This window comes from Brevibacterium linens ATCC 9172 (assembly GCF_900169165.1).
GTDB classification, from domain to species: domain Bacteria; phylum Actinomycetota; class Actinomycetes; order Actinomycetales; family Brevibacteriaceae; genus Brevibacterium; species Brevibacterium linens.
The window spans coordinates 107,322-129,434 of record NZ_FXYY01000004.1 but is presented as its reverse complement, the minus strand read 5'-3'; the positions used below and the strand labels follow the sequence as shown (position 1 = coordinate 129,434).

At 67.1% G+C, this 22,113-nt stretch carries 17 protein-coding genes; 8 read left to right on the top strand and 9 right to left on the bottom strand.

The genetic code is table 11. The features are described from left to right. Complete coding sequence (locus BLIN9172_RS05270; RefSeq protein ID WP_101554107.1) at positions 1–1,698, bottom strand: xylulokinase; 1,698 nt, start codon at positions 1,696–1,698, stop codon at positions 1–3. Continuing rightward, positions 1,695–2,765: a sugar-binding domain-containing protein gene (locus BLIN9172_RS05265; RefSeq protein ID WP_170286876.1), complete on the bottom strand. Its 1,071-nt coding sequence runs from the start codon at positions 2,763–2,765 to the stop codon at positions 1,695–1,697. Before BLIN9172_RS05265 ends, BLIN9172_RS05270 begins: the two co-directional genes overlap by 4 nt. Positions 2,766–2,895: 130 nt before the next feature. Here BLIN9172_RS05265 and BLIN9172_RS05260 point away from each other — a divergent pair, with 130 nt between their 5' ends. The 5 genes from BLIN9172_RS05260 (at position 2,896) to BLIN9172_RS05240 (ending at position 9,475) form a co-directional block, all read left to right on the top strand. Then, positions 2,896–4,254, top strand: coding sequence for an ABC transporter substrate-binding protein (locus BLIN9172_RS05260; RefSeq protein WP_101554106.1), 1,359 nt, complete (start codon positions 2,896–2,898; stop codon positions 4,252–4,254). 105 nt (positions 4,255–4,359) lie between these two features. Continuing rightward, on the top strand, positions 4,360–5,301 hold the full coding sequence (locus tag BLIN9172_RS05255) for a carbohydrate ABC transporter permease (protein ID WP_240812016.1): 942 nt from the start codon (positions 4,360–4,362) through the stop codon (positions 5,299–5,301). Continuing rightward, positions 5,298–6,257, top strand: coding sequence for a carbohydrate ABC transporter permease (locus BLIN9172_RS05250; RefSeq protein WP_240812017.1), 960 nt, complete (start codon positions 5,298–5,300; stop codon positions 6,255–6,257). Before BLIN9172_RS05255 ends, BLIN9172_RS05250 begins: the two co-directional genes overlap by 4 nt. Then, positions 6,254–7,798: a mannitol dehydrogenase family protein gene (locus tag BLIN9172_RS05245; protein ID WP_373270451.1), complete on the top strand. Its 1,545-nt coding sequence runs from the start codon at positions 6,254–6,256 to the stop codon at positions 7,796–7,798. The genes BLIN9172_RS05250 and BLIN9172_RS05245 overlap by 4 nt, the downstream gene beginning before the upstream one ends. A gap of 39 nt (positions 7,799–7,837) precedes the next feature. After that, complete coding sequence (locus tag BLIN9172_RS05240) at positions 7,838–9,475, top strand: glycoside hydrolase family 3 N-terminal domain-containing protein (RefSeq protein WP_101554105.1); 1,638 nt, start codon at positions 7,838–7,840, stop codon at positions 9,473–9,475. A 308-nt stretch (positions 9,476–9,783) separates the two neighbouring features. Here the strand turns inward: BLIN9172_RS05240 and BLIN9172_RS05235 are convergent, their stop codons facing one another. The 3 genes from BLIN9172_RS05235 to BLIN9172_RS05225 all read right to left on the bottom strand — a co-directional run bounded on the left by BLIN9172_RS05235 (position 9,784) and on the right by BLIN9172_RS05225 (position 13,167). Continuing rightward, positions 9,784–10,707 (bottom strand): C40 family peptidase, encoded by a 924-nt coding sequence (locus tag BLIN9172_RS05235; RefSeq protein ID WP_101554104.1) that lies wholly within the window; start codon positions 10,705–10,707, stop codon positions 9,784–9,786. A 332-nt stretch (positions 10,708–11,039) separates the two neighbouring features. Continuing rightward, positions 11,040–11,873: a sulfurtransferase gene (locus BLIN9172_RS05230; RefSeq protein ID WP_101554103.1), complete on the bottom strand. Its 834-nt coding sequence runs from the start codon at positions 11,871–11,873 to the stop codon at positions 11,040–11,042. Positions 11,874–11,949: 76 nt separating this feature from the next. Further along, the gene (locus BLIN9172_RS05225) at positions 11,950–13,167 is read right to left on the bottom strand and encodes a class I SAM-dependent methyltransferase (RefSeq protein WP_101554102.1); all 1,218 of its coding nucleotides are present in this window, start codon (positions 13,165–13,167) and stop codon (positions 11,950–11,952) included. A 114-nt stretch (positions 13,168–13,281) separates the two neighbouring features. On the opposite strand from BLIN9172_RS05225, the gene rsmA reads away from it, so the two are divergent. From rsmA to BLIN9172_RS05210, 3 genes are all read left to right on the top strand, one after another. Next, a complete protein-coding gene (gene rsmA / locus BLIN9172_RS05220; protein WP_101554101.1) occupies positions 13,282–14,214 on the top strand; it encodes a 16S rRNA (adenine(1518)-N(6)/adenine(1519)-N(6))-dimethyltransferase RsmA in 933 nt (310 codons plus the stop codon). Beyond that, on the top strand, positions 14,211–15,158 hold the full coding sequence (locus tag BLIN9172_RS05215) for a 4-(cytidine 5'-diphospho)-2-C-methyl-D-erythritol kinase (protein WP_101554100.1): 948 nt from the start codon (positions 14,211–14,213) through the stop codon (positions 15,156–15,158). Before rsmA ends, BLIN9172_RS05215 begins: the two co-directional genes overlap by 4 nt. Before the next feature lie 173 nt (positions 15,159–15,331). Then, on the top strand, positions 15,332–16,474 hold the full coding sequence (locus BLIN9172_RS05210; protein ID WP_101554099.1) for a pyridoxal-phosphate-dependent aminotransferase family protein: 1,143 nt from the start codon (positions 15,332–15,334) through the stop codon (positions 16,472–16,474). A 373-nt stretch (positions 16,475–16,847) separates the two neighbouring features. Here the strand turns inward: BLIN9172_RS05210 and BLIN9172_RS05205 are convergent, their stop codons facing one another. From BLIN9172_RS05205 to BLIN9172_RS05190, 4 genes are all read right to left on the bottom strand, one after another. Continuing rightward, positions 16,848–17,897 carry a homocysteine S-methyltransferase family protein gene (locus BLIN9172_RS05205; RefSeq protein ID WP_101554098.1) on the bottom strand — a complete coding sequence of 350 codons (1,050 nt, stop codon included), beginning with the start codon at positions 17,895–17,897 and terminating at the stop codon, positions 16,848–16,850. A gap of 223 nt (positions 17,898–18,120) precedes the next feature. Beyond that, entirely contained in the window at positions 18,121–19,491 is a 1,371-nt protein-coding gene (locus BLIN9172_RS05200; RefSeq protein ID WP_101554097.1) for an acyltransferase family protein, read from the bottom strand. 113 nt (positions 19,492–19,604) lie between these two features. Beyond that, positions 19,605–19,955, bottom strand: a complete 351-nt coding sequence (locus tag BLIN9172_RS05195) for a TraR/DksA family transcriptional regulator (RefSeq protein WP_101554096.1) — start codon at positions 19,953–19,955, stop codon at positions 19,605–19,607. Between the two features lie 64 nt (positions 19,956–20,019). Further along, positions 20,020–21,876 carry an ABC-F family ATP-binding cassette domain-containing protein gene (locus tag BLIN9172_RS05190; RefSeq protein ID WP_101554095.1) on the bottom strand — a complete coding sequence of 619 codons (1,857 nt, stop codon included), beginning with the start codon at positions 21,874–21,876 and terminating at the stop codon, positions 20,020–20,022. Between the last annotated feature and the right edge of the window lie 237 nt (positions 21,877–22,113).

Genomic DNA, 22,113 nt, shown 5'->3' with positions numbered 1-22,113 from the left:
TCAACCTTTCACGGATGCGTGCGCACCCGAAGATCCACGGTGATCGGGCAGTGATTGATCGGACGATGAGCGTTCGGACGTAGAGGACTTGGACGAAGACCGTTCCGACGTAGAGGACTTGAACGAAGACCGTTCCTGCGTTGTGCGGTCGGGCGAGACGAGACCCGCCGTCTGCTGAGCAGCAGTCTGCTGAGCAGCCGTCTGCGCTGCAAAGGACCGGTACTGCTGCCGTACCTGGGATGGCCGCGGATGCAGCGTGGCGACCAGCTCGACGGTCCAGTCGGGCAGGGCTCCCGACAGTGTCCACGCCGCCTGCCGAGCCGCCCCGATGGCGACGTATTCGGCCTGTTCGGGAACGTCGATGGGTACGGTGAATATATCGCGGGCGACCTCCCGGACGGCAGGATTGCGCGCCGCCCCGCCGATGAGCAGCAGCCGTCCGGCCTCCAGACCCTGCGCCTGCACGGCATCGAGTCCGTCGGCCAGACCGCACAGCATGCCTTCGACGAAGGCACGAGCGACGTTCTCCGCCGAGGAGTTGCCCAGAGTCATCCCCTCGAGGCGGGCCGTGGCATCGGGCAGGTTCGGGGTGCGCTCGCCCTCGAAGTACGGTACGAGCGTGAGCCCGTCCGCTCCCGGCCGGGACGCCAGCGCCAGGGCCGCGAGTTCGTCGTGGCTGACCCGCAGGAGCGTCGCCGCCGAATCGAGGACCCGGGCGGCGTTGAGTGTGGCAACCAGCGGCAGGCGCCCGCCGTCGGCGGAGGCGAATCCGGCCACCGCTCCGGACGAATCGGCGATGGGCAGGTCGGTGGTCCCGAAGACAGTGCCCGAGGTTCCGATCGAGATGACGAGATCCCCCGAGGTGACCCCGAGTCCCAGTGCCGCGGCCGCATTGTCGCCGGCCCCGGGCCCCACGACGATTCCGTCCGGGCTGTGCCCGGCCGCCTCGTTGGGGGTGAGGACGCGGGGAAGGATGATCGCCGAGGCGGCGTCGCCCTTTTCGTTCACGTCCGGTGAATCCGCCTCGACGTCCGTATCCGCGGCACATGGCAGACCTGCGGCCTCACGAGCGGACGCACCGAAGGCGATGCGGAAGAGATCGAGATCGTAGCGTGAAGTGGAGGGGTCGAAGTAGGCGGTGCCGCTGGCATCGGAGGCGTCGGTGACCAGAGCATCGAGCACGGGACCGCGTGCGGAGGATTCGGCGGGGCCGTATCCGAGGAAGCGCCAGCTCAGCCAGTCATGGGGCAGGGCGACGGCGGCGACCCGGGCGGCATTGTCCGGTTCGGCGACTCGGAGCCATCGCAGCTTGGCGGCGGTGAAGGAGGCGACGGGCAGGATCCCGGTGCGTGCGACATAGTCGGCGGCTCCGACCTCGGCGATGAGGTCTCTGGCCGCGGCCTTGCTGCGCAGATCGTTCCACAGCAGGGCATCGCGGATGACCCGGCCCTCGGCGTCGAGGGCGACGAGTCCATGCTGCTGACCGCTGATGCTCAATCCTGCGACGTCGTCGAGTCCGCCGGCGGCCGCGATCGCCTTCTGCAGGGCAGTCCACCATGCCTCGGGGGCGACCTCGGTGCCGGGAGGGTGCGGGGCCGAACCGGTGCGGATGATGTCCCCGGAGTCCGGGTCGGCGATGACGACCTTGCAGCTCTGCGTCGAGGAGTCGACACCGGCGACGAAACGACGGATGCTCATCGGGACTCCTCGGCGGCGGCCGAGGCGACCTCGGACGGTTCGGCGGAGGAGGGAGCGAACTCGGACGGTTCGGCTGCGGGCGCACCGGGGCCGACCGCCTCGGCGAGGATCTCATCGGCCAACGCTCGGTCGATGATCGCGATATCGAGGATCCCGGCAGCACAGGCCGCGCGGACCGCGCGGGCGCGTTCGGCTCCGCGAGCGACTCCGACGGTCCTCGTGGCGCGGCGGAGCTGATCGAGGGTGACGGCGATGACGCGGTCGTCGATCGTGGTGACATCGGATCCGTCGGCGGCGAACAGACGTCCGGACACCTCGGCGATGGCACCGTCATCGATGCCCGCCTGCCGCTGGGCGGGGGAGCACTTCCCCCACACCGAGGACAGGCCCTCGGCCCAGGAGGCCACGGAGACCACGGCGAGGTCGAGGTCATCGGCGGCGGCCAGGGTCCCGGAGATCTCGGGCAGGGCACGCAGGTCATCGGCGGTACCGGCCTCGGTGACGAGCAGCGGGGCGGGGAGCCGAACCATGCTCACGGCCGGATCCTGGCCCAACCGGGTGAAGATCTCCGAGCTGGGACGATGCGATTCCAAACGGAGGGCACCGGCGAGCTGGACGATCGTGCACCGGGGCAGAGCCGGGGTGAACGCGGCCGCCGAATCGAGGGTGCGTGACCAGGACAGGCCGATGCGCATCCCGGCGCGAGCCTGCCGGCCGACCAGTGACAGGGCGGCGCGGCCCATCTGCTGGGAAGCCTGGGAGGCATCGGGGATGTCGACGATGACGACCGAGTCGAGACTCAAGGTCGCGGCGACCTGCTCGGCCACGCCGTCCTCCTCACCGGCATCGGCTTCGATGGTGATGGTCACGACGCCGGTGTCGACGGCCTCTTGGAGGAGGCGGGCGACCTGGAACCGGCTGAGTCCGTGCGCCTTGCCGATCTCGACCTTGGAACGGCCCTCGAGGTAGTGATCGCGGGCCAGCTGCGCGAGAAAGCGGCGGTGGCGGGCGGTGGGCACCGTGGGCATGGTCCTCCCTTCGGCGTCGACGTCTCTGTGTTCGCTCATATGTGAAGTGTTGCACATCTGATTGGTTCGTGACACAGTATTGCACATATGAGCACAGATGCTCATATGATTTTCTCGCAGCGAACCGATGGCGGGCTGCAATCCCGCAAGGACGAGGGAAGGCACAACGATGAAACACCTGATCACAGGCCGGAGAGTCACATGGGCGGCCATCGGCATGGTCGGAGCGCTGGCATTGTCCGGCTGCGGCGGCGCCGGCGGCAGCTCGGCCGGAGGCGGCGGCGATGAAGTCAACGTCCTCATGGTCAACAATCCGCAGATGCAGGATCTGCAGAAGCTCACGGCCGACCATTTCACCAAGGACACCGGCATCAAGGTCAACTACACCGTGCTGCCTGAGAACGAGGTGCGGGCGAAGATCGGCCAGGAGTTCGCCGCTCAGGCCGGCAACTACGACGTCGCCTCGCTGTCGAACTACGAGATCCCGACCTATGCGAACAACAAGTGGCTCACGCCCATGGACGAAGGCGTCGCCGATGCCGAAGGCTTCGACCAGGACGACATCCTCGCCCCCATGGCCGAATCGATGACGGTCGACGACAAGATCTACGGTGAGCCGTTCTATGGTGAGGGCTCGTTCCTCATGTACCGCACGGACATCTTCGACAAGGCCGGTGTGGAGATGCCGGAGAAGCCGACCTGGGACGAAGTCGCGAAGCTCGCGGCGAAGGTCGACGGTGCGGAGAAGGGCACGAAGGGCATCTGCCTGCGCGGACTGCCCGGCTGGGGTGAGATGTTCGCCCCGCTGACGACCGTGGTCAACACCTTCGGCGGAACCTGGTTCGACGAGGACTGGAATGCCCAGGTCGACTCCAAGGAATTCAAGGAAGCGACGAACTTCTACGTCGACCTCATCAAGGACCACGGCGAATCCGGCGCCCCGCAGGCCGGCTACACCGAATGCCTGACGAACCTGCAGCAGGGCAAGGTCGCCATGTGGTACGACTCGACGGCCGCCACCGGCACCCTCGAAGCCGATGACTCTCCCGTCAAGGGCAAGATCGGCTACGTCGCCGCCCCGGTGAAGGAGACGGATTCGAGCTCCTGGCTCTACACCTGGGCATGGGGAATCCAGGCAGCGGGCAAGAACCAGGACGCGGCGAAGCAGTTCGTCGCCTGGGCCTCGTCGAAGGACTACGAGGAGACCGTCGCCGAGGAGCTCGGCTGGCAGCACGTACCGGCCGGCAAGCGCACCTCGACGTACGAGAACCCCGAGTACCAGAAGGCCGCCGAACCCTTCTATCAGCAGACGGAGGACGCCATCAACTCGGCCGATCCCGAGAACCCGGGCGTGCAGCCGCGCCCGACGCTGGGCGTCCAGTTCGTGACGATCCCCGAATTCGCGGACCTCGCCACGGGCATCTCCGAAGACGTCAGCTCCGCCATCGCCGGACGCACGACCGTCGACAAGGCACTGGAGAAGGGACAGAAGGAAGCCGAGAAGGTCGGAGACAAGTACAAGAAGTGACCGATCGCCTCGGGGCGGGTGACGATTGCCCTCCCCGAGGCGGCCCCGGTCGGTCCGTGACACCGGACCGGCCCCGGCCCTGCCGAACCACTCACCCGACGAAGGATGTTCGAAGTGTCAGCTCCCGCCGCCGAGCGTGCATCACAGCCGATCACGCCGCCGAAACCCCGTGCCAAGGACCGATGGCTCAAACGTGCGCCCATGCTGCCGGCGCTGATCTTCGTCATCCTCGTCACCCAGATTCCGTTCGCGATCACGATCATCATCTCGTTCATGAACTGGAACGCCGCCTACCCCGATGACATCAGCTTCGGCACCGTGGCCAACTATGTCACCGTCTTCACCGATGCAGACCTGCTCAAGGCCGTCATGGTCACCGTCGGGCTCACCGTCGGCGTCGTGCTGGCCTCGGCACTGCTGGGCCTGGGCATCGCCCTGCTGCTCGATCGGAAGTTCATCGGCCGCGGCTTCGTCCGCACCCTGATGATCACCCCGTTCCTCGTCGTCCCCGTCGCCGCGGCACTGCTGTTCAAACATGCGATCTTCAACCCCTCGTACGGACTGATCAACGGGCTGCTGACGACCGTGTTCGGTGACAACGCCCCGCAGCCGGACCTCATGACCTCGAACCCCCTGCTGGGCATCGGGATCGTCCTCGTCTGGCAGTGGACGCCGTTCATGATGCTCATCATGCTCGCCGGACTGCAGTCACGACCCATGGACGTCTACGAGGCGGCCCTGGTCGACGGGGCCGGACACTGGCAGACCTTCCGCTTCATCACGCTGCCCCACCTGCGCCGATACATCGAACTCGCCGCACTGCTGGGCACGATCTACATCGTCCAGAACTTCGACATGGTCTTCACCATGACCTCCGGCGGGCTCGGCACCGCCACTCTGCCGTACGTCATCTACCAGGAGTTCTTCGTCGCCCAGGACTACGGAGTCGCCTCCGCCGTCGGCGTCATCGTCGTCATCGCCTCGCTCATCATCGCGACCTTCGCCCTGCGCACCGCATCGACCCTGCTCAAGGAGGAGAACTCATGAGCACCCACGAGACCCGGGCGCCGTTGAACACGCGCCCTGCCCCCGGCGTCACCCCCGCCGCGACCGACCCCGGCTCACCCGGATCGGTCGAGCCGCCTCGGCGAAAGGCGAACGCACCGAGGCGGCCCGGCCAGGGGCGGGCCGGCAAGATCCTGCTCGGCCTGTTGGCCTGGTGCGTCGGACTCCTGTTCGTCTCACCCCTGCTGTGGATGCTGCTGACCAGTCTGCACGCCGAAACCGACGCCTCGACGAACCCGCCGAGCTACTTCGCCCCACTGACGCTGGAGTCCTTCGTCAACTTCTTCGGCGGCGGCAACGGCGCGAACCCGTGGCCGTTCCTCATCAACTCCGCGGTCGCCGCGATCGTCTCGACGCTCATCGTCCTCGTCCTGTCCACGATGGCCGCATACTCGCTGGCGATCCGCCGCATCGAACGCTGGTCGGACGTGCTGTTCTTCCTGCTGTCGACGAAGATGCTGCCGATGGTTGCGGGCCTCCTGCCCGTCTACCTCGTCGCGAAATCCTTCGGCATCCTCGACACCTGGCTGCTGCTCATCATCATCTACTCGGCGATGAACATGCCGATCGCGGTGTGGATGATGCGCTCCTTCCTCGCCGAGGTGCCCGTCGAAGTCCTCGAAGCCGCCGAACTCGACGGTGCCCGTCTGCCGCGCGTGTTCGTCCAGATCCTGCTGCCGCTGACCGCCCCCGGACTGGCCGCGACCGCACTGATCTGCTTCATCTTCTCGTGGAACGAACTCCTCTTCGCCACCGTGCTCACCTCCACGGCGGCGTCGACGGCACCCGTGTTCCTCACCAGCTTCGTCACCTCCCAGGGCCTGTTCGTGTCGCAGGTGTGCGCTGCCTCGCTCATCATCTCCGTGCCCGTGCTCGTGGCCGGAATCGCCGCCCAGGACAAACTCGTCCAGGGCCTGTCCATGGGAGCCGTCAAATGACCGCACCACACACCGCACCGTCCGATCCTCGCCGAGGCGCGACCCCCTTGGCCCTGACCACGGAGAACCTCGCCGAAATGGCCGACCACGGCATCGCCGTTCCCACCTATGATCGCTCGGCCGTGAGTCCCGGCATCGTCCACTTCGGAGTCGGCGGATTCCACCGCGCCCATATGGCGATGGTCCTCGACGACCTGCTCGGTGCTGGACTCGCCGCCGACTGGGGGATCGTCGGAGCCGGAGTGCTGCCCCACGATGTGGCCATGCGCGATGCGCTCGCCGACCAGGATCACTTGTACACGCTCACCCTCAAACACGCCGATGGAACCAAGGAACGGCGGGTCATCGGGTCGATCATCGACTACCGATTCGGACCCGATGACCCGGCCGGACTGCTCGATCTGCTCACCGATGAGGCGATCCGGATCGTCTCGTTCACCGTCACCGAAGGCGGATACAACGTCAACCCCGTCACCGGAGAGTTCATCACGCAAGAGCCGACGATCGTCGCCGATGTCGAGGCGTTGCGGGCGGGCGCACTGCCGGCGACGGTTTTCGGCTATGTCGTCTCCGCGCTGCGGGCGCGACGCGCGGCCGGTATCGCTCCGTTCACCGTGCAGTCGTGTGACAACATCTCGGAGAACGGCGATGTGGCGGCGAAGATGTTCTCGGCCTTCGCTCGTCTCGTCGATGCCGAACTCGCCGACTGGATCGCCGAGTCCGTGGCGTTCCCGAACTCGATGGTCGACCGCATCACCCCGGCCACCACCGACGGTGACCGCGCCGATCTGGTGGCCGACACGGGCGTGGCCGATGCCTGGCCGGTCGTCGCCGAACCGTTCTTCCAATGGGTGCTCGAAGACGAATTCACCTCTGGTCGTCCGCCCTATGAGGAGGCACGGGTGCAGGTCGTCGACGATGTGCAGCCCTATGAGCACATGAAGCTGCGCCTGCTCAACTCCGGGCATCAGGGGCTCGCGTACTTCGGCCTCCTCGGCGGATACACCTTCGCCCACGAGGCGATGGCGAACCCGGACATCCCCGTCTACCTGCGCCGATACATGGATGAGGAAGGCACACCGAGTCTGGCACCGCTGCCCGGAATCGACCTGGACGCCTACAAGGACTCCCTCATCGAACGGTTCAGCAACCCGGAGATCCGCGACACCCTCGCCCGCCTCGGCGCGGAGTCGTCTGACCGGATCCCCAAATGGCTGCTGCCGGTCGTCAAGGACAACCTCGCCTCGGGCCACCCGATCGAGGTGGCCGCGGCGATCTGCGCCTCGTGGGCCCGCTATGCCGAAGGGCATGATGAGACCGGCGGTCGGTTCACCATCGTCGACCGCTATGCCGACGAACTGCAGACAGTGGCGGCGACACAGGGAGAGGACCCGCTGGCATTCGTCCGGCAGGAACAGTTCTTCGGACCGCTGGCCGAGGAGCCGAGGTTCACCGAACCGTATCTCAAGGCACTGACATCGCTGCACGAACGGGGAGCGAAGGAGACCGCACGCCGCCTGGCCGCTCACGACGAGCTCTGACCCAGGCGACACGCAGGCGAGAACGTCTAGCATGGGGACATGTTGCGTTCTCGCCTGAGCATTCTGGCCCTGACCACGACTCTCTCGCTCGTCGGTTGTTCCGGCGGAGCGTCAGCCCCCGAATCCTCCACGGCCGGACAGAATTCCTCCGCCGATTCGGGTGCTCAGACCCAAGCACAGTCTGAAGCCCAGACCGAATCGTCCCTCGACGACCCTGCCGACGCGGATTCGGCCGATTTCGAGGACGAGGCCGCGGACATCGTCGCAGGCTTCTCCGACGAGGAGCTCGCCGGGTCTCTCATCATCGGCACCTGGGAAGGCACGGACACGCAGACCCCGGTGGACATGGTCAAGCAGAACCACCTCGGCGGGGTCATCGTCATGGGCTACAACCTGTCGGAGAACCCGACGAAGGACCAGGTCACGGAACTGACCGGTCAGATCTCCGGGGCACGGACGAAGGGCCAGCCCGTATCGATCGGCGTCGACCAGGAGGGCGGCCCGGTGTCACGCCTGGGCACCGCTGCGCTGCCGTTCCCGCCGCTCATGGGCTTAGCCGCGACTGATGATTCCGATCTCATCACCGACGCCACGACCGTGCAGGGGCGGAACCTCACCGATCTGGGCTTCACCATCGACTTCGCTCCGGACTCCGACGTGACGGTCGGGCCGAAGGACAAGGCGATCAACGTCCGTTCGGGCGGCACCGACCACGAGGATGTCGCCGAGGTCGTCGCCGACGCCGTCGAGGGATACCGGTCCGGTGGAGTGTCGAGCTCGGCGAAGCACTTCCCGGGACACGGCCGCCTCGGCGTCGATTCGCACGAGAGCCTGCCGGTGTCGGAGAAGTCGATCGAGGAGATGCAGGATTCGGATCTCCTGCCATTCAAGTCCGCGGTCAAGGCCGGAGTGCCGATGGTGATGATGGGGCATATCGGTCTGCCCGATGCGAAGACGACGCCCGCGACGTTGAACAAGAAGGCCTACTCGGCGCTGCGGGAGACCCTCGACTATGACGGTGTCATCACCACGGATGCCCTGAACATGAAAGCCGTGCCGCAGAACCTCAAGGGCGGAGAGACCGTCAAGGCGCTCGCCGCCGGAGCCGATATCGCGCTCATGCCCCCGGATTCGGCGGCCGCGCAGAAGGCGATCGTCACGGCGATGGGGGACGGGACGCTGAAGAAGAAGGACCTCGTCGAGAAGTCCGAACGCGTCGTCGCCGCACAGCTGGCCACCGCCGAAGCGCAGAAGAGCGTGCGGGCCGGGGACTCGGATGCGAAGGATCCGCAGAAGGTCCTCACCGAAGTCGCCGACAAGTCGCTGACCGTGCTCAAGGGCGAATGCTCCTTCACAGGCACCGATTCGATCTCGATCGTCGGCGGCAGCGACAAGGAGAAGGCAGCGCTGAAGGAAGCGGCCGAGGCCGAAGACCTCACCGTCGGATCCGGTGGAACCTCCGTGAGTCTGAGCCCGTCGACGTCGGCCGAGGTGGCCGTCGGCACCGCCGCTCCGTGGACGATGCGCAGCACTCCGGCGAAGTCTGCGGTGACCGCATACGATTCGAACCCCTATGCGCTGCGAGCCGTGGCGAAGTGGCTGAAAGGCGACCTCGAAGCATCGGGTCAGCTGCCTGCCGAATACGACGGCAGCGACAAGGCCCCCGACTGCGGGTGAGCACGGCCGGCCGGGGCTGACCAGGGCCGAACGGGGCCGACCGGGGCTGACCAGGGCCGACCAGGGCCGACCGCAGCCGACTGTGCGAGTTCCGGACGATGCGTGCTGGAAAACCACCTGGAATCCCGCACGGATCGTCCGGAACTCGCTCCTGTGACCCCTCGGGGCCGAGAAGCCCCGCAGCGCCAAGGATTCGGAGACGAGAACACCCCTCGCCAGCCGGCGAGGGGTGTCCCTGGAGTTGAGGGGCTCCTCCGAGTTGAGAAGACAGCTCAGAGCCGCTGCGGGACTCAGTGCTGTTGTGGGAATCAGAGGACGCGGACGAACTGGGCGCCCTGCTGAGTCATCCAATCGACGCTGCGGTAGCTGGTGTTCACGCGCGTGTTCCCTGCGTCGTACATCATTCCGTCGCCCGCGTAGATGCCGATGTGCCCCGGCGACCAGATGATGTCTCCGGCCTTCGCCTCGGATGCCGAGACGATCTGCCCGGCACCCTTCTGAGCCGAAGACGTCCGCGGAAGATTCACCCCCACCTTGCCGTAGACGTATGAGGTGTAGCCCGAGCAGTCCCAACCGCTGGGCGACGTCCCGCCCAACACATATGGCGTGCCGACGTACTGTTTTGCGATGGCGATGACCTGCTCGGCCTTCGAGCCGTCCGGGACCTCGACACCCCCGGAACCCGAGTCCGCGCTGTCGTCCTTGCTCTTGTCATCGCCCGAATCGGCTGGACCCTCATCGCTGGTGCCGGGGGAATCGGACGAACCATCGTCCGAGGACTCGCTCGGCTCCTCCTCCGGCTCCTCCTCCGGCTCCTCGGCAGGCGCCGGCTCTGCGACGGTCGTCTCCGGCTCCTCCTTCGGCTCAGGTTTCGGCTTCGGTTTGGGCTTCGGCTTGGGAGCGGCTTCGGCGGTGACGAGGTCTGTGTCGACGGTGACCTCAGCCTCCTGGTCGCCCTTCTCCGATGAACCGCCGGCGTCGATCGTCGGTGTCTGGTTCTTGAACTCGACGGGCGCCTGCTTCTCGGACTCAGCCGCGACCTTCGCCTCGTCGTCGGTTCCCTGTCCGGCAGCGGGGAGGACCGCTGCGGTGAGCAGTCCGCCGCTGGCGGCGACGACTGCGGCGCGGCGGCCGAATGCGCCGGAGTTCGCAGCGAGCAGTTCGCTCAACTCGGTCAGTGGTGTTTTGGCCTTGACGTTCGCGGCGCGGCGGCCGTGCTGCTGAGATGCCACGATTTCCTCTCGTTGCCTGGCTGTCTGTGACGATGTGCTCCACTGTAACTAATTCGTGATCTTCTGTCACGTTTTTGTTACAGAAGGATTCCGCGGCAGGGGCGGATGCATAATCCCAGGTCACACGCTTATTGCTGGAAGGAATGGCTGGTGAGGGGCCGTGTTTCCGTCTGCTTGTGCCTGTGACTCGGCACGCAGTCGCAGCCGTGAATAACGGTTCGTGACATTGGCGAAGCGTGATTCTCAGGACGATCCGCGTCGTTTTTCACGCCCAGACGGCAGTGGATCGACCCAAGAATGCCGCGGGCGTCGGTGGCGGTGGTGAATGAGTCTCAGGCTCCGGTTTCGGCAGGTCGGTCGGGATCGGACGACCAACCGGACCAGCTCGCGGGGTAAAGGCTGGCGTCGACTCCGAGGGTCGCCAGCGCCAGAGCATTGTGGCAGGCGGTGACTCCCGAACCGCAGTACACGCCGACGGGACCATCGAGGGCGCCCAACTCATCGAAGCGTTCGCGCAGCAGCGCCTCGGGCAGGAATGTCCCCGCGGGGACGTTCTCCGTGGCAGGGGCACTCTTCGCCCCGGGAATATGACCGGCCCGCGGATCGAGCGGTTCGGTCTCCCCACGGAAGCGCTCACCGGCGCGGGCATCGAGCAGGACTCCGTCGAAGCCGGCCGCCGCCTCGGCACCGATGACGGGCAGCGAGTCCGGGCTGATCTCCACGGCACTGGGGACGACGTCGGGGGAGTCGCCGGTCTCGAGTGTCCCGCCGGCATCACGATAGGCGGCGAGTCCGCCGTCGAGGACCCGCGCGCTCAGCCCGGCCCAGCGCAGCAGCCACCAGGCGCGGGCCGCGCCGAGGGAGGAGTTGTCGTCATAGACCACGACCTCGGTGCCTTCGTCGATGCCCCAGGAGCGTACCGTCTTCTGGAAGGCTTCGGGGCTCGGCAGCGGGTGGCGGCCGGCCGTGCGGTCGGTGGTGTCGTGGTCGGCGAGTTCGGTGTCGAGGTCGACATAGAGTGCGCCGGGGATGTGTCCGGCGGCGAAGTCCTCGCGGCCATCGGGTTTGGGCAGGGTCCAGCGGACGTCGAGCAGTCTCGGCGCGGGGGAGTCGGCCATTCGGGCGAGCAGGTCATCGGCGCTGATGAGAACGTCGGAGCGGGTCATTTCGATCTCCTTCACGGGCAGGTGGGGCAGGGTTGCACCGGTGGGCGAGCAGAGTCGTACCGGTACTGGGACGGGGTCACACCGGTTGGGTGAGCAGGACGACGTGCTTGTCGCCGAGCCGGGTGAACACGAGTGTGGCTTTGTCGCCCTTGGGCAGTTTGAGTTGGCGTCGGACCTGGTCGGGCACGATGTCGGCCCCGCGCTTCTTGATCACGACCGAGCCGATTCCGCGGGAGACGAGCTCCTTGCGCAGGCTCGGGACCTTCGCGGGCAGAACGTCGACGACCTCATAGGCGGTGACACCTGCCGATGCTGGGCCGCTCGGTGCGACATCGGTGGTCAGATACGCGATCTTCGGGTGGAGTCGGCGGGCCTGCAGCGGTGCGCACAGGGCGGCGACGAGTCCGGCGCGCACGATCGCCCCGTCGGGTTCGAGGAGGTACTTTCCGAGCTCCCCGATGCCCGCTTCGTCCTCGTCGGGCAGGTCGTCCTCGTGGACGAGGAGGGTGCGCTCGCCCATGACGAGGGCTCCGCGGCCCGGTCGCTGCCGGGCAGCACCGAAGTAGAGGCAGACCTCGACGACCTCTCCGTTATGGGAGACCCACTGGGCTTCGGCATCCTCGGGCACGAGGTCGTGGTCGAGTGCCGGGCCGAGCTTCACTCCGGCCGACTTCGCCGCGCTCGCCTGCTCGATCACCCAGGACAGTGAGGGGGAGAACGCCTCGGGGTCGGTGATGCGGGCGGTCGATCCGCGTTTGTCGGCCTTGCCGACGGTCCGTCGGGCCGGATCGAACCAGAGGGCATCGAATCCGCCTAAGTCGACATCCTCAGCGCGAGTGTGTTCGACGGCGGCATCGGGCAGATGACGGAGGTTGAAGGCGGCGATGGCGGCGGTGACCTCGTCGGCGTCGACGGCCGAGACCTGCGCGCCCATTCCGGCGAAGGCGACCGAATCCGCGCCGATCCCGCATCCGAGATCGGCGATGCGGAACGACTCACCCTCGGCCGCGTCCCCGATGAGGCGACGCGCGTGATGAGCGGCGACCGGCAGCCGCGTGGCCTGGGCCAGCCCGTCCCGGGTGAAGAGCATGTCCTCGGCGAAGGGACCGAGCTTCGCTGCCGCCTCCTGCCGCAGCCGCGCCTGAGTGAGCAGGGCCGCGGTCACCTCGGCGGAGTAGCCCTCCTTCCGCAGGGCCGTCGACCGGGCGAGCTCATCGCCTGCGAGGTCGTCGATGCGGTCGAGCCGGTCGAGGACGGCGACGTCGAGCAGTTCGGTCAGTGTCTGCGGATCCATAGGCTTCACCCTATCGTCTGCGCGGTGGGGTCTTCCCTCGCCGAGGCGGCCCGGCCGAACCGCAGGGCCACTGCGGTGATTGTGCGAGCCGACCGTTGCGGTAAGTTGTTGGCTGTGACGTTATTGACCGCCCGCGATATCCGCGAATTAGCCGCTGACATCGGTCTGCGCCCGACGAAGCAGAAGGGCCAGAACTTCGTCATCGACCCCAATACCGTGCGCTCGATCGTCGCTGCCGCAGGACTTGCGGAGAACTCGAACGTCGTCGAGATCGGTCCGGGGCTCGGTTCGCTCACCCTCGGTCTGCTCGAAGCCGGCCACACCGTCACCGCCGTCGAGATCGACGAACTCCTCGCGCAGAAGCTGCCGAGCACAGTGGAGACGTTCGCCGGCAGCGACGCTCCGTTCCGGCTGGTCCACGCCGATGCCCTGCGGGTCACGAGGCTTCCCGCGCCGCAGCACACGACCGAACCCGTGGCAGGCACGCCCGACGCCGGTGAGAACCAGCCCGATGCCCTCGTGGCGAACCTGCCCTACAACGTGGCCGTGCCCGTGCTGCTGCACTTCCTCGAGACCTTCCCGAGCCTGACGACCGTCCTCGTCATGGTCCAGCTCGAAGTCGCCGAACGGCTCGCCGCCGCACCGGGTTCCCGCACCTACGGAGTCCCCAGCGTCAAAGCGCAGTGGTACGGGGATGTGCAGCTGGCGGGCAAGATCGGCAAGAACGTGTTCTGGCCGGCCCCGAACATCGACTCCGGACTCGTGCGCATCGACGTCACCCGCACCGACCGCGACCCGGTGACCCGCAGCCGCCTCTTCGCCCTCATCGACTCAGCCTTCGCCCAGCGCCGCAAGACCCTGCGCGCCGCCCTGTCCGGCTGGGCCGGCAGCCCCCAGCAATCCGAAGACCTGCTGACCGCGGCCGGAATCGACCCGAAGACCCGCGGCGAGGCACTCACCGTCGCCGACTTCGAACGCCTCGCCGCCGTGGCCGTCGACGATGAGGCCTCCGCGCCGACCACGCCCACCGAGGATCCCTCACCATGACCGTCCCGCTGCGCCCGCGTATGACGATCCCGGCCCCGGTGAAAGTGTGGGCGCCGGGGAAGATCAACATTCACCTCGGTGTGGGCGCGGTCGACGACGGATTTCACGAGCTCGCGACCGTGTTCCAAGCGCTCAACCTCGGCGAGACGCTGACCCTCATTCCCGGCGGAACACGAACGATCATCATCCAGGGCCGCTACGCGGATGCCGCGGTCCCACGCGATGAGTCGAACGTCGCCAGACGCGCCGTCGACCTCCTCATCACCGCACTCGAAGACGATCGTGACGTCGCCGTGCTGCGTGACCTCGACATCGTCATCGACAAGCAGGTGCCCGTGGCCGGCGGAATGGGTGGGGGATCGGCCGACGCTGCCGCCGCCCTCGTCGGAGCCGCCCACCTCGTCGGCGGCGTCGACGAGGCGATCCTCCACGAGTGCGCGGTCGCCGTCGGCGCCGACGTCGCGTTCCTCCTGCGCGGGGGCACGGCCATCGGCCACGGTCGCGGGGAGAAGCTGAGCCCCGTGCTCACCCGCGGAACCTTCCACTGGGTGATGGCCACCTCGGCGTCGCCCCTGCCCACCCCGGACGTCTACGCCCGCTTCGACGAACTCAACCCCGACCCGGCGCCCGCGACCGTCCCCGACCGGGTGCTCACGGCGCTCGCCGCCGGTGAACCGGACACGCTCGCGGAATCCGCGGCGAACGACCTCACCGAGGCGGCCGTGTCCTTCATGCCCGAAATCGCCGAGGTGATGGAGGCCGGCCGGGACGCCGGAGCGCTCCTGCCCCTGCTCAGCGGGTCCGGCCCGACGATCGGCTTCCTCGCCCGCGATGCCCACCATGCCCTCGACCTCGCCGTTCTCCTGCAGGCCACGAGAGGCGTCAACGAAGCGCTGCGCACCACCGGGCCCGCCCCCGGAGCGCACATCGTGGACGGCAGCTGACCGTGGGGAGAGGAACGGCACCCCCGCCGAGGCGGGCAGTGCCGCACCCATTTAGGCTCAGCGCCGCCTCGGGGAGGGGCGAAACTGACGTTCGGCCACCTTGGTGACGGTCGAACTGATCTCACCCACCGACGGCGGTGGCCCGGATGTCGGACTGTCGATATGTTAGAGCCATGACTTTGCCACACGAAGATGTTGACCCAGACGGCCTGCTCGAATACTCGGTGGTCTTCACCGACCGATCGCTCAACCACATGTCGCAGCGATTCGTGTCCGTGATGCAGGAGATCAACCGGATCCTGCGCTCGGCCTACGATGCCGATTCCGCAGCCATCGTCCCCGGCGGCGGCAGCTACGCCATGGAATCCGTGGCTCGCCAGGTGGCCACCGGCAAGAAGGCGCTGATCGTGCGCAACGGTCTGTTCTCCTTCCGCTGGTCGCAGATCCTCGACGCCGGAGCCATCGCCTCGGAGACGACCGTGCTCAAGGCCTCCCCGGACAGCGCCGAGCACCAGTCGCCGTGGTCGCCGGCCCCCATCGCCGAGGTGGTCGCCGCTATCGAGCGCGAGAAGCCCGCTGTCGTGTTCGCTCCCCACGTCGAAACCGCCTCGGGAATGGTCCTGCCCGATCACTACGTCCGCCAGGTTTCCGAGGCCGTGCATTCGGTCGGCGGAATCTTCGTTCTCGACTGCATCGCCTCGGGTGCGGTGTGGGCATCGATGACCGACCTCGGCGTCGATGTGCTCATCTCCGCCCCGCAGAAGGGGTGGAGCGGATCGCCGTGCGCCGGATACGTCATGCTCAGCAAGGCCGGCCGTGCCGCCGTGGAGGCGACGACGTCGACGAGCTTCGCGATGGATCTGAAGAAGTGGCTGTTCATCGCCGACGAATACGAAGCCGGCCGTGCGCCGTACCACGCGACGATGCCCACCGACGCTCTGGCGCACAACGCCAAGCTCATGGCCGAGAGCGAGGAGCGCGGCTTCGACAAGCTCGCCGCCGCGCAGGCCGAGCTCGGGCAGCGCGTGCGCGCGGTCTTCGCCGAACGCGGACTGCCCTCGGTGGCGTCGGACGAGTTCGCCTCGCCGAGCGTGGTCGTCGTCCACACCGACAACCCGCAGCTCGCCACCGGCGCCGGCTTCAAGGAGGTCGGCGTGCAGATCGCCGCCGGCGTGCCGCTGCAGTGCGATGAGCCCGAGGATTTCTCGAGTTTCCGCATCGGCCTGTTCGGTCTCGACAAGCTCGGCGACATCGACGGCACGATCGCTCGCCTCGAGGCCGCTCTCGACTCGATCGGCGTGACCGCCGAAGCCTGAGCGGCGCGCACGAACCTGCACCGGCAGCGCCCGCGCCCACAGGCAGTCGCAACTTACACAGTCAGCGCCATAACCTCCCGTTGCATCGAGAGGTTATGGCGCTGACTGTATGGTGTGACGCTGACGGTGCAGGCCACCATCAACGGTGAGGGAGGCTCGGAGAGGCTCGCGCGGCCGCCACGGGTTGAGCCGCGCGCAGCCGAGTTCAGCAGTGCTCGACGCGACCGCCCGATTCTCCGGGAGGTAATTGCAGAAATCTTCGTGGGAAATCAACAATTACCTACCGGAGAATCCTGCGCGGGCACGTTCCGGCCCCGGGCACGCTGCGCCGCCGGGCACCCTCGCCGGGCGGGCCTCGGCTCTGCGCTCGGCCTCAGGCGGAGTCTCCGAGGGCGACGACGTTGTCGGCGAGCCGTTCGTTGCTGCCGTACATGAAGTGGTTGGCCATGTTCTCGGAGAACCGGCTGGCTTCTGTGGTCAGCCCGACCGCCTCGGCGACCTCGCGGATGTGCATCGGGGTGGCGCCGCAGCACACGCCGATGTAGTTGACGCCCAGGTCGTAGGCCTCCTTCGCGAACGCACCGATCTCGTAGCGGTTGGTCTGCAGGGGATCGAGAGCGGTGGGGAACGTGCGCCCGTGCGGGGAGGCCACCTCGGCGCGGGGGTCGGAGAGGTTGAAGAACGTCGGCTCGTCCTCCGTGGTGCGGTAGGGGATCGGCAGGGCACCGACGTGACAGGACACGGCCGCTCGGATCTCCTTGAGCCACGGCAGCATCGTCGTCGGCCCGCGGAAGCAGTTGAGGCCGACGACATCGACGCCGAGCTGCTCGAGGCGCTGCGCGGTCTCGACGATCCCGACCCCGTCGGCCATCTCCTGGAAGGCCATCGGTGCCAGTGTGAGCACGACGGGCAGTCCGCTGGCCTTGGCGATCTCGGCGGCGGTGATGGCCTCACCGGCGAAGTAGAAGGTCTCGCCGATGATGAGGTCGGCACCTTCCTCGACCGCCCAGCCGACCATCTCGGCGAACATGGCCCGCACCTCGGCCTGCTTGGACTCATCGGCCGGGTCCCAGATGTTCGAGTTCGAGATGTTGCCGGCCATGAAGTTCCCGGGCTCGGCATCGGCGACGGACCGGGCGATCTGCAGGGCGGCGCGGTTGAGAGGCTCGAGCAGGTCCTCCTTGCCGATCACGCGCATCTTCTCGCGGTGTCCGTTGTAGGTGAAGGCCTCGACGATGTCGGAGCCGGCCCGCTGGAAGTCGACGTGCAGCGACCGCAGGGCATCGGGGAATTCGAGGGCCACCTCGGGGACGAACTCGCCGGCGGACAGGTATCCGCGTTTCTCGAGCTCGAACAGGAAGCCTTCCGCGCAGATCACGGGGCCGGCATCGAGGCGTTGGGTCAGTGCGTTGGTCGCGGTCATGGTTGCTCTCCGATTCGATGATGTGGTCGAGCCCGGGCGAGCGGCCCGAACCTGGGTATCACACCATCGATCGGCGCAGCGACGTCCGTCACATCGACATAAATCGTCGCCGATCGCCATGAAAGGACACGACATTCGCCGAGGCGGCCCGCCGAAGAGCGCTCACAGCTGGGCTCCGGTGGGGCCCGGTCGGGGGCAGGCACCGCCGGTTGCGGACCGAGGGTCAGCTGTCCTCGTCGCCGCTGAGGTAGACCGGCAGGCGACGGTAGCGCATTGCCCGCTGGGCGGCTCCGGCGGGAACCTCCTGCGTGGTTTCGTACGTGGCGTTGTTCTGCGGAACCTCGTGCGAACCCGGCAGCGGGTACGCCTCGCCCGCGACCGGTGCCGGCGAGGCGAAGGACTGCTGCTGGCCCGGCTGCTGTTCGAAGCCGGGGGAGTGCTGGTAGCCGACTCCGGGCAGCGGCTGCAGGCCGAGTCCCTGCCGGTCCGGTCCGTCGCCCTCGCTGTAGGCGTTGCCGGGGTGATGAGCGTCGCCGGAGTAGTAGGCATCTCCACGGCGGCCACGTCCGCCACGTCCGCCGCGCCGGTCGGAATCCTCCGGTCGCAGGAATGGGAACGGTTTGAGCAGCAGGCCCGTGACGGTCGAGGACCACCAGCGCAGAGCGCGTTCGAAGGGCCCCCAGGACAGCACGCCCGTCCACACCACGGCCAGGGCCACGCAGATGAGGAGGACGACGGCGTCGTGGAGGACGGTGCGGCTGTCGTCGAGGACCGGCTGCAGACCGCGGACGACGAAGCCGTGAAGGATGTAGACCGCCAGGCTGTGCTTGCCGATCGTGGCGATCGTGTCCTTCGTGTTCGACAGCCACGTCAGCAGCGCCAATGTCAGCAGCACCGCTCCGAGGTCGACGATGAGACGCAGGCCCACGCCTTCGGGAACGCTGACGCCGAAGTGGGCGAAGTTGAGGCTGCCGTAGAGCCAGTAGTGATCGACCTGGTCGAGGTAGAAGTATCCGACGGCGGCGAGTGCAGCGACGCTGAGGCCGAGCTTCTGCCAGAGGGCAAGGCTGCCCGCCCAGCCGATGATCTGCTTGCCGTAGAGCTTGCCGATGACGAAGAACGGCCAGAACGCCATCGTCCGAGCCGCGGAGAGTTCGGTGTCGAGGATCGGCAGGAGTCCGCCGAAGAGCCCGACGACGAGCGAGGCGACGAGCATCGTGCGGGGGAAGCGCTCGATGAAGGGGACCGTGATCATCCACCACGCCATCGACAGCAGGAACCACGTGTACCAGAACGGTCTGAGGAAGTCGTAGTCGGGATTGAGCCCGAAGATCCACATCCACCCCCACATGAGCGGCAGCACCGTGGCGAGGAGGACGAAGTAGGTGAGAACCCGCTCGGCCAGCTTGTTCGACTTCGCCGTGATTCCGGCGAGGAATACGAACGCCGGCATGTGGAACATGTAGATGAAGTACATCGGTGCGCCCAGGATCGGCGACTCCCACGGAGAGGTTCGAGCGAGAAGGTGGCCCAAAACCACCAGGAAGATCAGTATTCCCTTGGCGCGGTCGATGCGATAGTCCCGTGTTGACACGCCGATACACTACCGCACCCGGCAGGCTTTGGGGAAAGATCACACCATCGCCGAGGTGGTCGCCCGGTCATGTGGGACGCTGGCCTCGCGTGTGCGACCAGCGATGGAAACGACTAGTCGCGGGCGGCGCAATCTACGCATTTGGCCGCATAGGGGCGGGCCTCCAGCCGCGCCTCGGCAATGGGTCTGCCGCATTCGATGCAGATCCCGAACGTGCCCGCGGCGAGGCGGTCGACGGCCTCGGCGATCTCATTGAGGCGATTTTCGGACTGTGCGAGCAGGGTCGCGGCCTGCGACCGTTCGAAGGCGAGCGTCGCCCCTTCCGGATCGTGTTCGTCGTCGCTGTTGTCACCGTCGCGGGCGGCCGAGACCTCGTCGATACCTTGGGTCAGGCGGCCGATGAGCGCCTGCGTCTCCGCCCGCTCATCCTCGAGCCGCTCCCGCATCTGCGCTTCGTCGATCATCGTCGTCTCCTCGGCTTCGACTGGTCCGTCGTCCCGCGTTATCGTCGTTCGTCGCCTCGAACCCTCAGGCTTCCAGCGCCTCGGACGCTTCGAGCCAGCGCATCTCGAGCTCGTCGAGTTCGTCCCGGGACTCGCGGATCGCTGCCGTGAGCTCAGCCAGTCCTTCGAAGTCGGTCTGGTCGTGGGCGGCCATCTCCTCGTGCTTCTGCGCGATCTGATTGTTCAGCTTGTCCATCCGCCGTTCGATCGCGGACACTTCCTTCTTCGCCGCCCGGGCTTCCGCACCGGACAGTTTCGGAGCCGACGTCACTCCCTCGCTCGCCGAGGCGGCCCCACCGGAACCGTCCCCGCCGGCTCCCGTCGCGGCCCCGTTCGAACTGCCGGACGCCTTGTTCGAACCGGCGGCACCCCGGCGTTCCTCTTCGGCTCGCAGTCGCAGGTACTCCTCGACGCCGCCGGGAACATGGCGCAGTCCGTGATCGAGGATCGCGTACTGCTGATCGGTCACGCGCTCCAGCAGGTACCGGTCGTGGGAGACGACGATGAGGGTGCCCGGCCAGGAATCGAGGAGATCCTCCATGGCCGCAAGCATGTCCGAATCGACGTCGTTGGTCGGCTCATCGAGGATGATGACATTGGGTTCGGCCATGAGCAGCAGCAGAAGCTGGAGGCGGCGCTTCTGTCCGCCGGAGAGCTCCTTGACCCGTGCGGACAGATGTTCCTTCGCGAAGCCGAGCCGTTCGAGCAGCTGAGCCGGGGTGAAGTCCTTGCCTTCGATGGTGAACGACGTCTTCGACTCGGCGAGGACTTCGCGCACACGGGAGTCGGCGATCCGGGCCAGATCCTTGAACTGCTGATCGAGCACGCCGATCTGCACGGTCTTGCCGCGCTTGACCCGTCCGGCATCGGGGTCGATCTCTCCCGAGATCAGACCCAGCAGGGTCGACTTCCCGGCGCCGTTGGGGCCGAGGATTCCGGTGCGTTCGCCGGGACCGATACGCCAGGTGACATCGTCGAGGATCGTGGTCTCACCAAAGTGCTTGGACACGTCGAGCAGATCGACGACGTCCTTGCCCAGGCGGGCCGTGGCCATCTTCTTCAACTCGATCGGATTGCGGACCTCGGGCACGTCGGCGATGAGCTGGTTGGCCGCCTCGATGCGGAACTTCGGCTTCGACGTCCGAGCGGGTGCGCCGCGCCGCAGCCATGCGAGTTCCTTGCGCATGAGATTCTGTCGCTTCGCCTCGGTGGCGGCAGCGATCCGGTCGCGTTCGACGCGCTGGAGGACGTAGGCGGCATAACCGCCTTCGAAGGGCTCGACGATGCGGTCGTGGACCTCCCAGGTCTTCGTGCACACCTCGTCGAGGAACCACCGGTCGTGGGTGACCAGCAGCAGGGCTCCGGCGTTCTTCGGCCACCGGCCGCGCACATGCTTGGCCAACCATGCGATGCCGTCGACGTCGAGATGGTTCGTCGGCTCGTCGAGGATGATCATGTCCCAATCGCCGATGAGCAGCGCCGCCAGGGCCACCCGGCGGCGCTGACCGCCGGAGAGCGAGGAGATCTGCGCATCCCAATCGAGATCGGCGATGAGTCCGGAGATGATGTCACGGGCCCGCGGATCGGCCGCCCATTCGTGATCGGCGGCATCGCCGACGACGGAGAAGCCCACGGTCGCTTCGTCATCGAGGTCATCGCTTTGGCCGAGCATGCCCAGACGCAGACCGCCGCGATAGGTCACGCGTCCGGAATCGGGTTCGATGGTGCCGGCGAGCATGCCGAGCAGACTCGACTTGCCGTCGCCGTTGCGGCCGACGATGCCGATCATGTCGCCGGACTCGACGCCGAGGGTGACGGAGTCGAAGACGACGCGCGTGGGATATTCGAGGTGGAGGGCTTCTGCCCCGAGGAGATGTGCCATAGCGCTCCCTAGCCTAGTTCACGATGACCGGGTCCCGGCCACTGCTGGGGCTCTGCTCTGTGCCCCAGCGGAGTGTCTGCTCTGTGTCGGCAGGCGGTCTCCGCGCCACGGTCGACTGTCTCAAAGATGGAGGTCTGTGCGTTCGCATTGCGGACCGCGAACGGCCGTGCGTGACGGAATATTTCTTTTTCATATCGGTGTCCGTGATTGAGGTGCTAGCGGAGCCGCCGAAACGAC

Bases quoted from the DNA above. Each gene is read 5' to 3' on its own strand.
- BLIN9172_RS05270 (WP_101554107.1), bottom strand. From the start codon at position 1,698: ATGAGCATCCGTCGTTTCGTCGCCGGTGTCGACTCCTCGACGCAGAGC.
- BLIN9172_RS05265 (WP_170286876.1), bottom strand. From the start codon at position 2,765: ATGAGCGAACACAGAGACGTCGACGCCGAAGGGAGGACCATGCCCACG.
- BLIN9172_RS05260 (WP_101554106.1), top strand. From the start codon at position 2,896: ATGAAACACCTGATCACAGGCCGGAGAGTCACATGGGCGGCCATCGGC.
- BLIN9172_RS05255 (WP_240812016.1), top strand. From the start codon at position 4,360: ATGTTCGAAGTGTCAGCTCCCGCCGCCGAGCGTGCATCACAGCCGATC.
- BLIN9172_RS05250 (WP_240812017.1), top strand. From the start codon at position 5,298: ATGAGCACCCACGAGACCCGGGCGCCGTTGAACACGCGCCCTGCCCCC.
- BLIN9172_RS05245 (WP_373270451.1), top strand. From the start codon at position 6,254: ATGACCGCACCACACACCGCACCGTCCGATCCTCGCCGAGGCGCGACC.
- BLIN9172_RS05240 (WP_101554105.1), top strand. From the start codon at position 7,838: ATGTTGCGTTCTCGCCTGAGCATTCTGGCCCTGACCACGACTCTCTCG.
- BLIN9172_RS05230 (WP_101554103.1), bottom strand. From the start codon at position 11,873: ATGACCCGCTCCGACGTTCTCATCAGCGCCGATGACCTGCTCGCCCGA.
- BLIN9172_RS05225 (WP_101554102.1), bottom strand. From the start codon at position 13,167: ATGGATCCGCAGACACTGACCGAACTGCTCGACGTCGCCGTCCTCGAC.
- BLIN9172_RS05215 (WP_101554100.1), top strand. From the start codon at position 14,211: ATGACCGTCCCGCTGCGCCCGCGTATGACGATCCCGGCCCCGGTGAAA.
- BLIN9172_RS05210 (WP_101554099.1), top strand. From the start codon at position 15,332: ATGACTTTGCCACACGAAGATGTTGACCCAGACGGCCTGCTCGAATAC.
- BLIN9172_RS05205 (WP_101554098.1), bottom strand. From the start codon at position 17,897: ATGACCGCGACCAACGCACTGACCCAACGCCTCGATGCCGGCCCCGTG.
- BLIN9172_RS05195 (WP_101554096.1), bottom strand. From the start codon at position 19,955: ATGATCGACGAAGCGCAGATGCGGGAGCGGCTCGAGGATGAGCGGGCG.
- BLIN9172_RS05190 (WP_101554095.1), bottom strand. From the start codon at position 21,876: ATGGCACATCTCCTCGGGGCAGAAGCCCTCCACCTCGAATATCCCACG.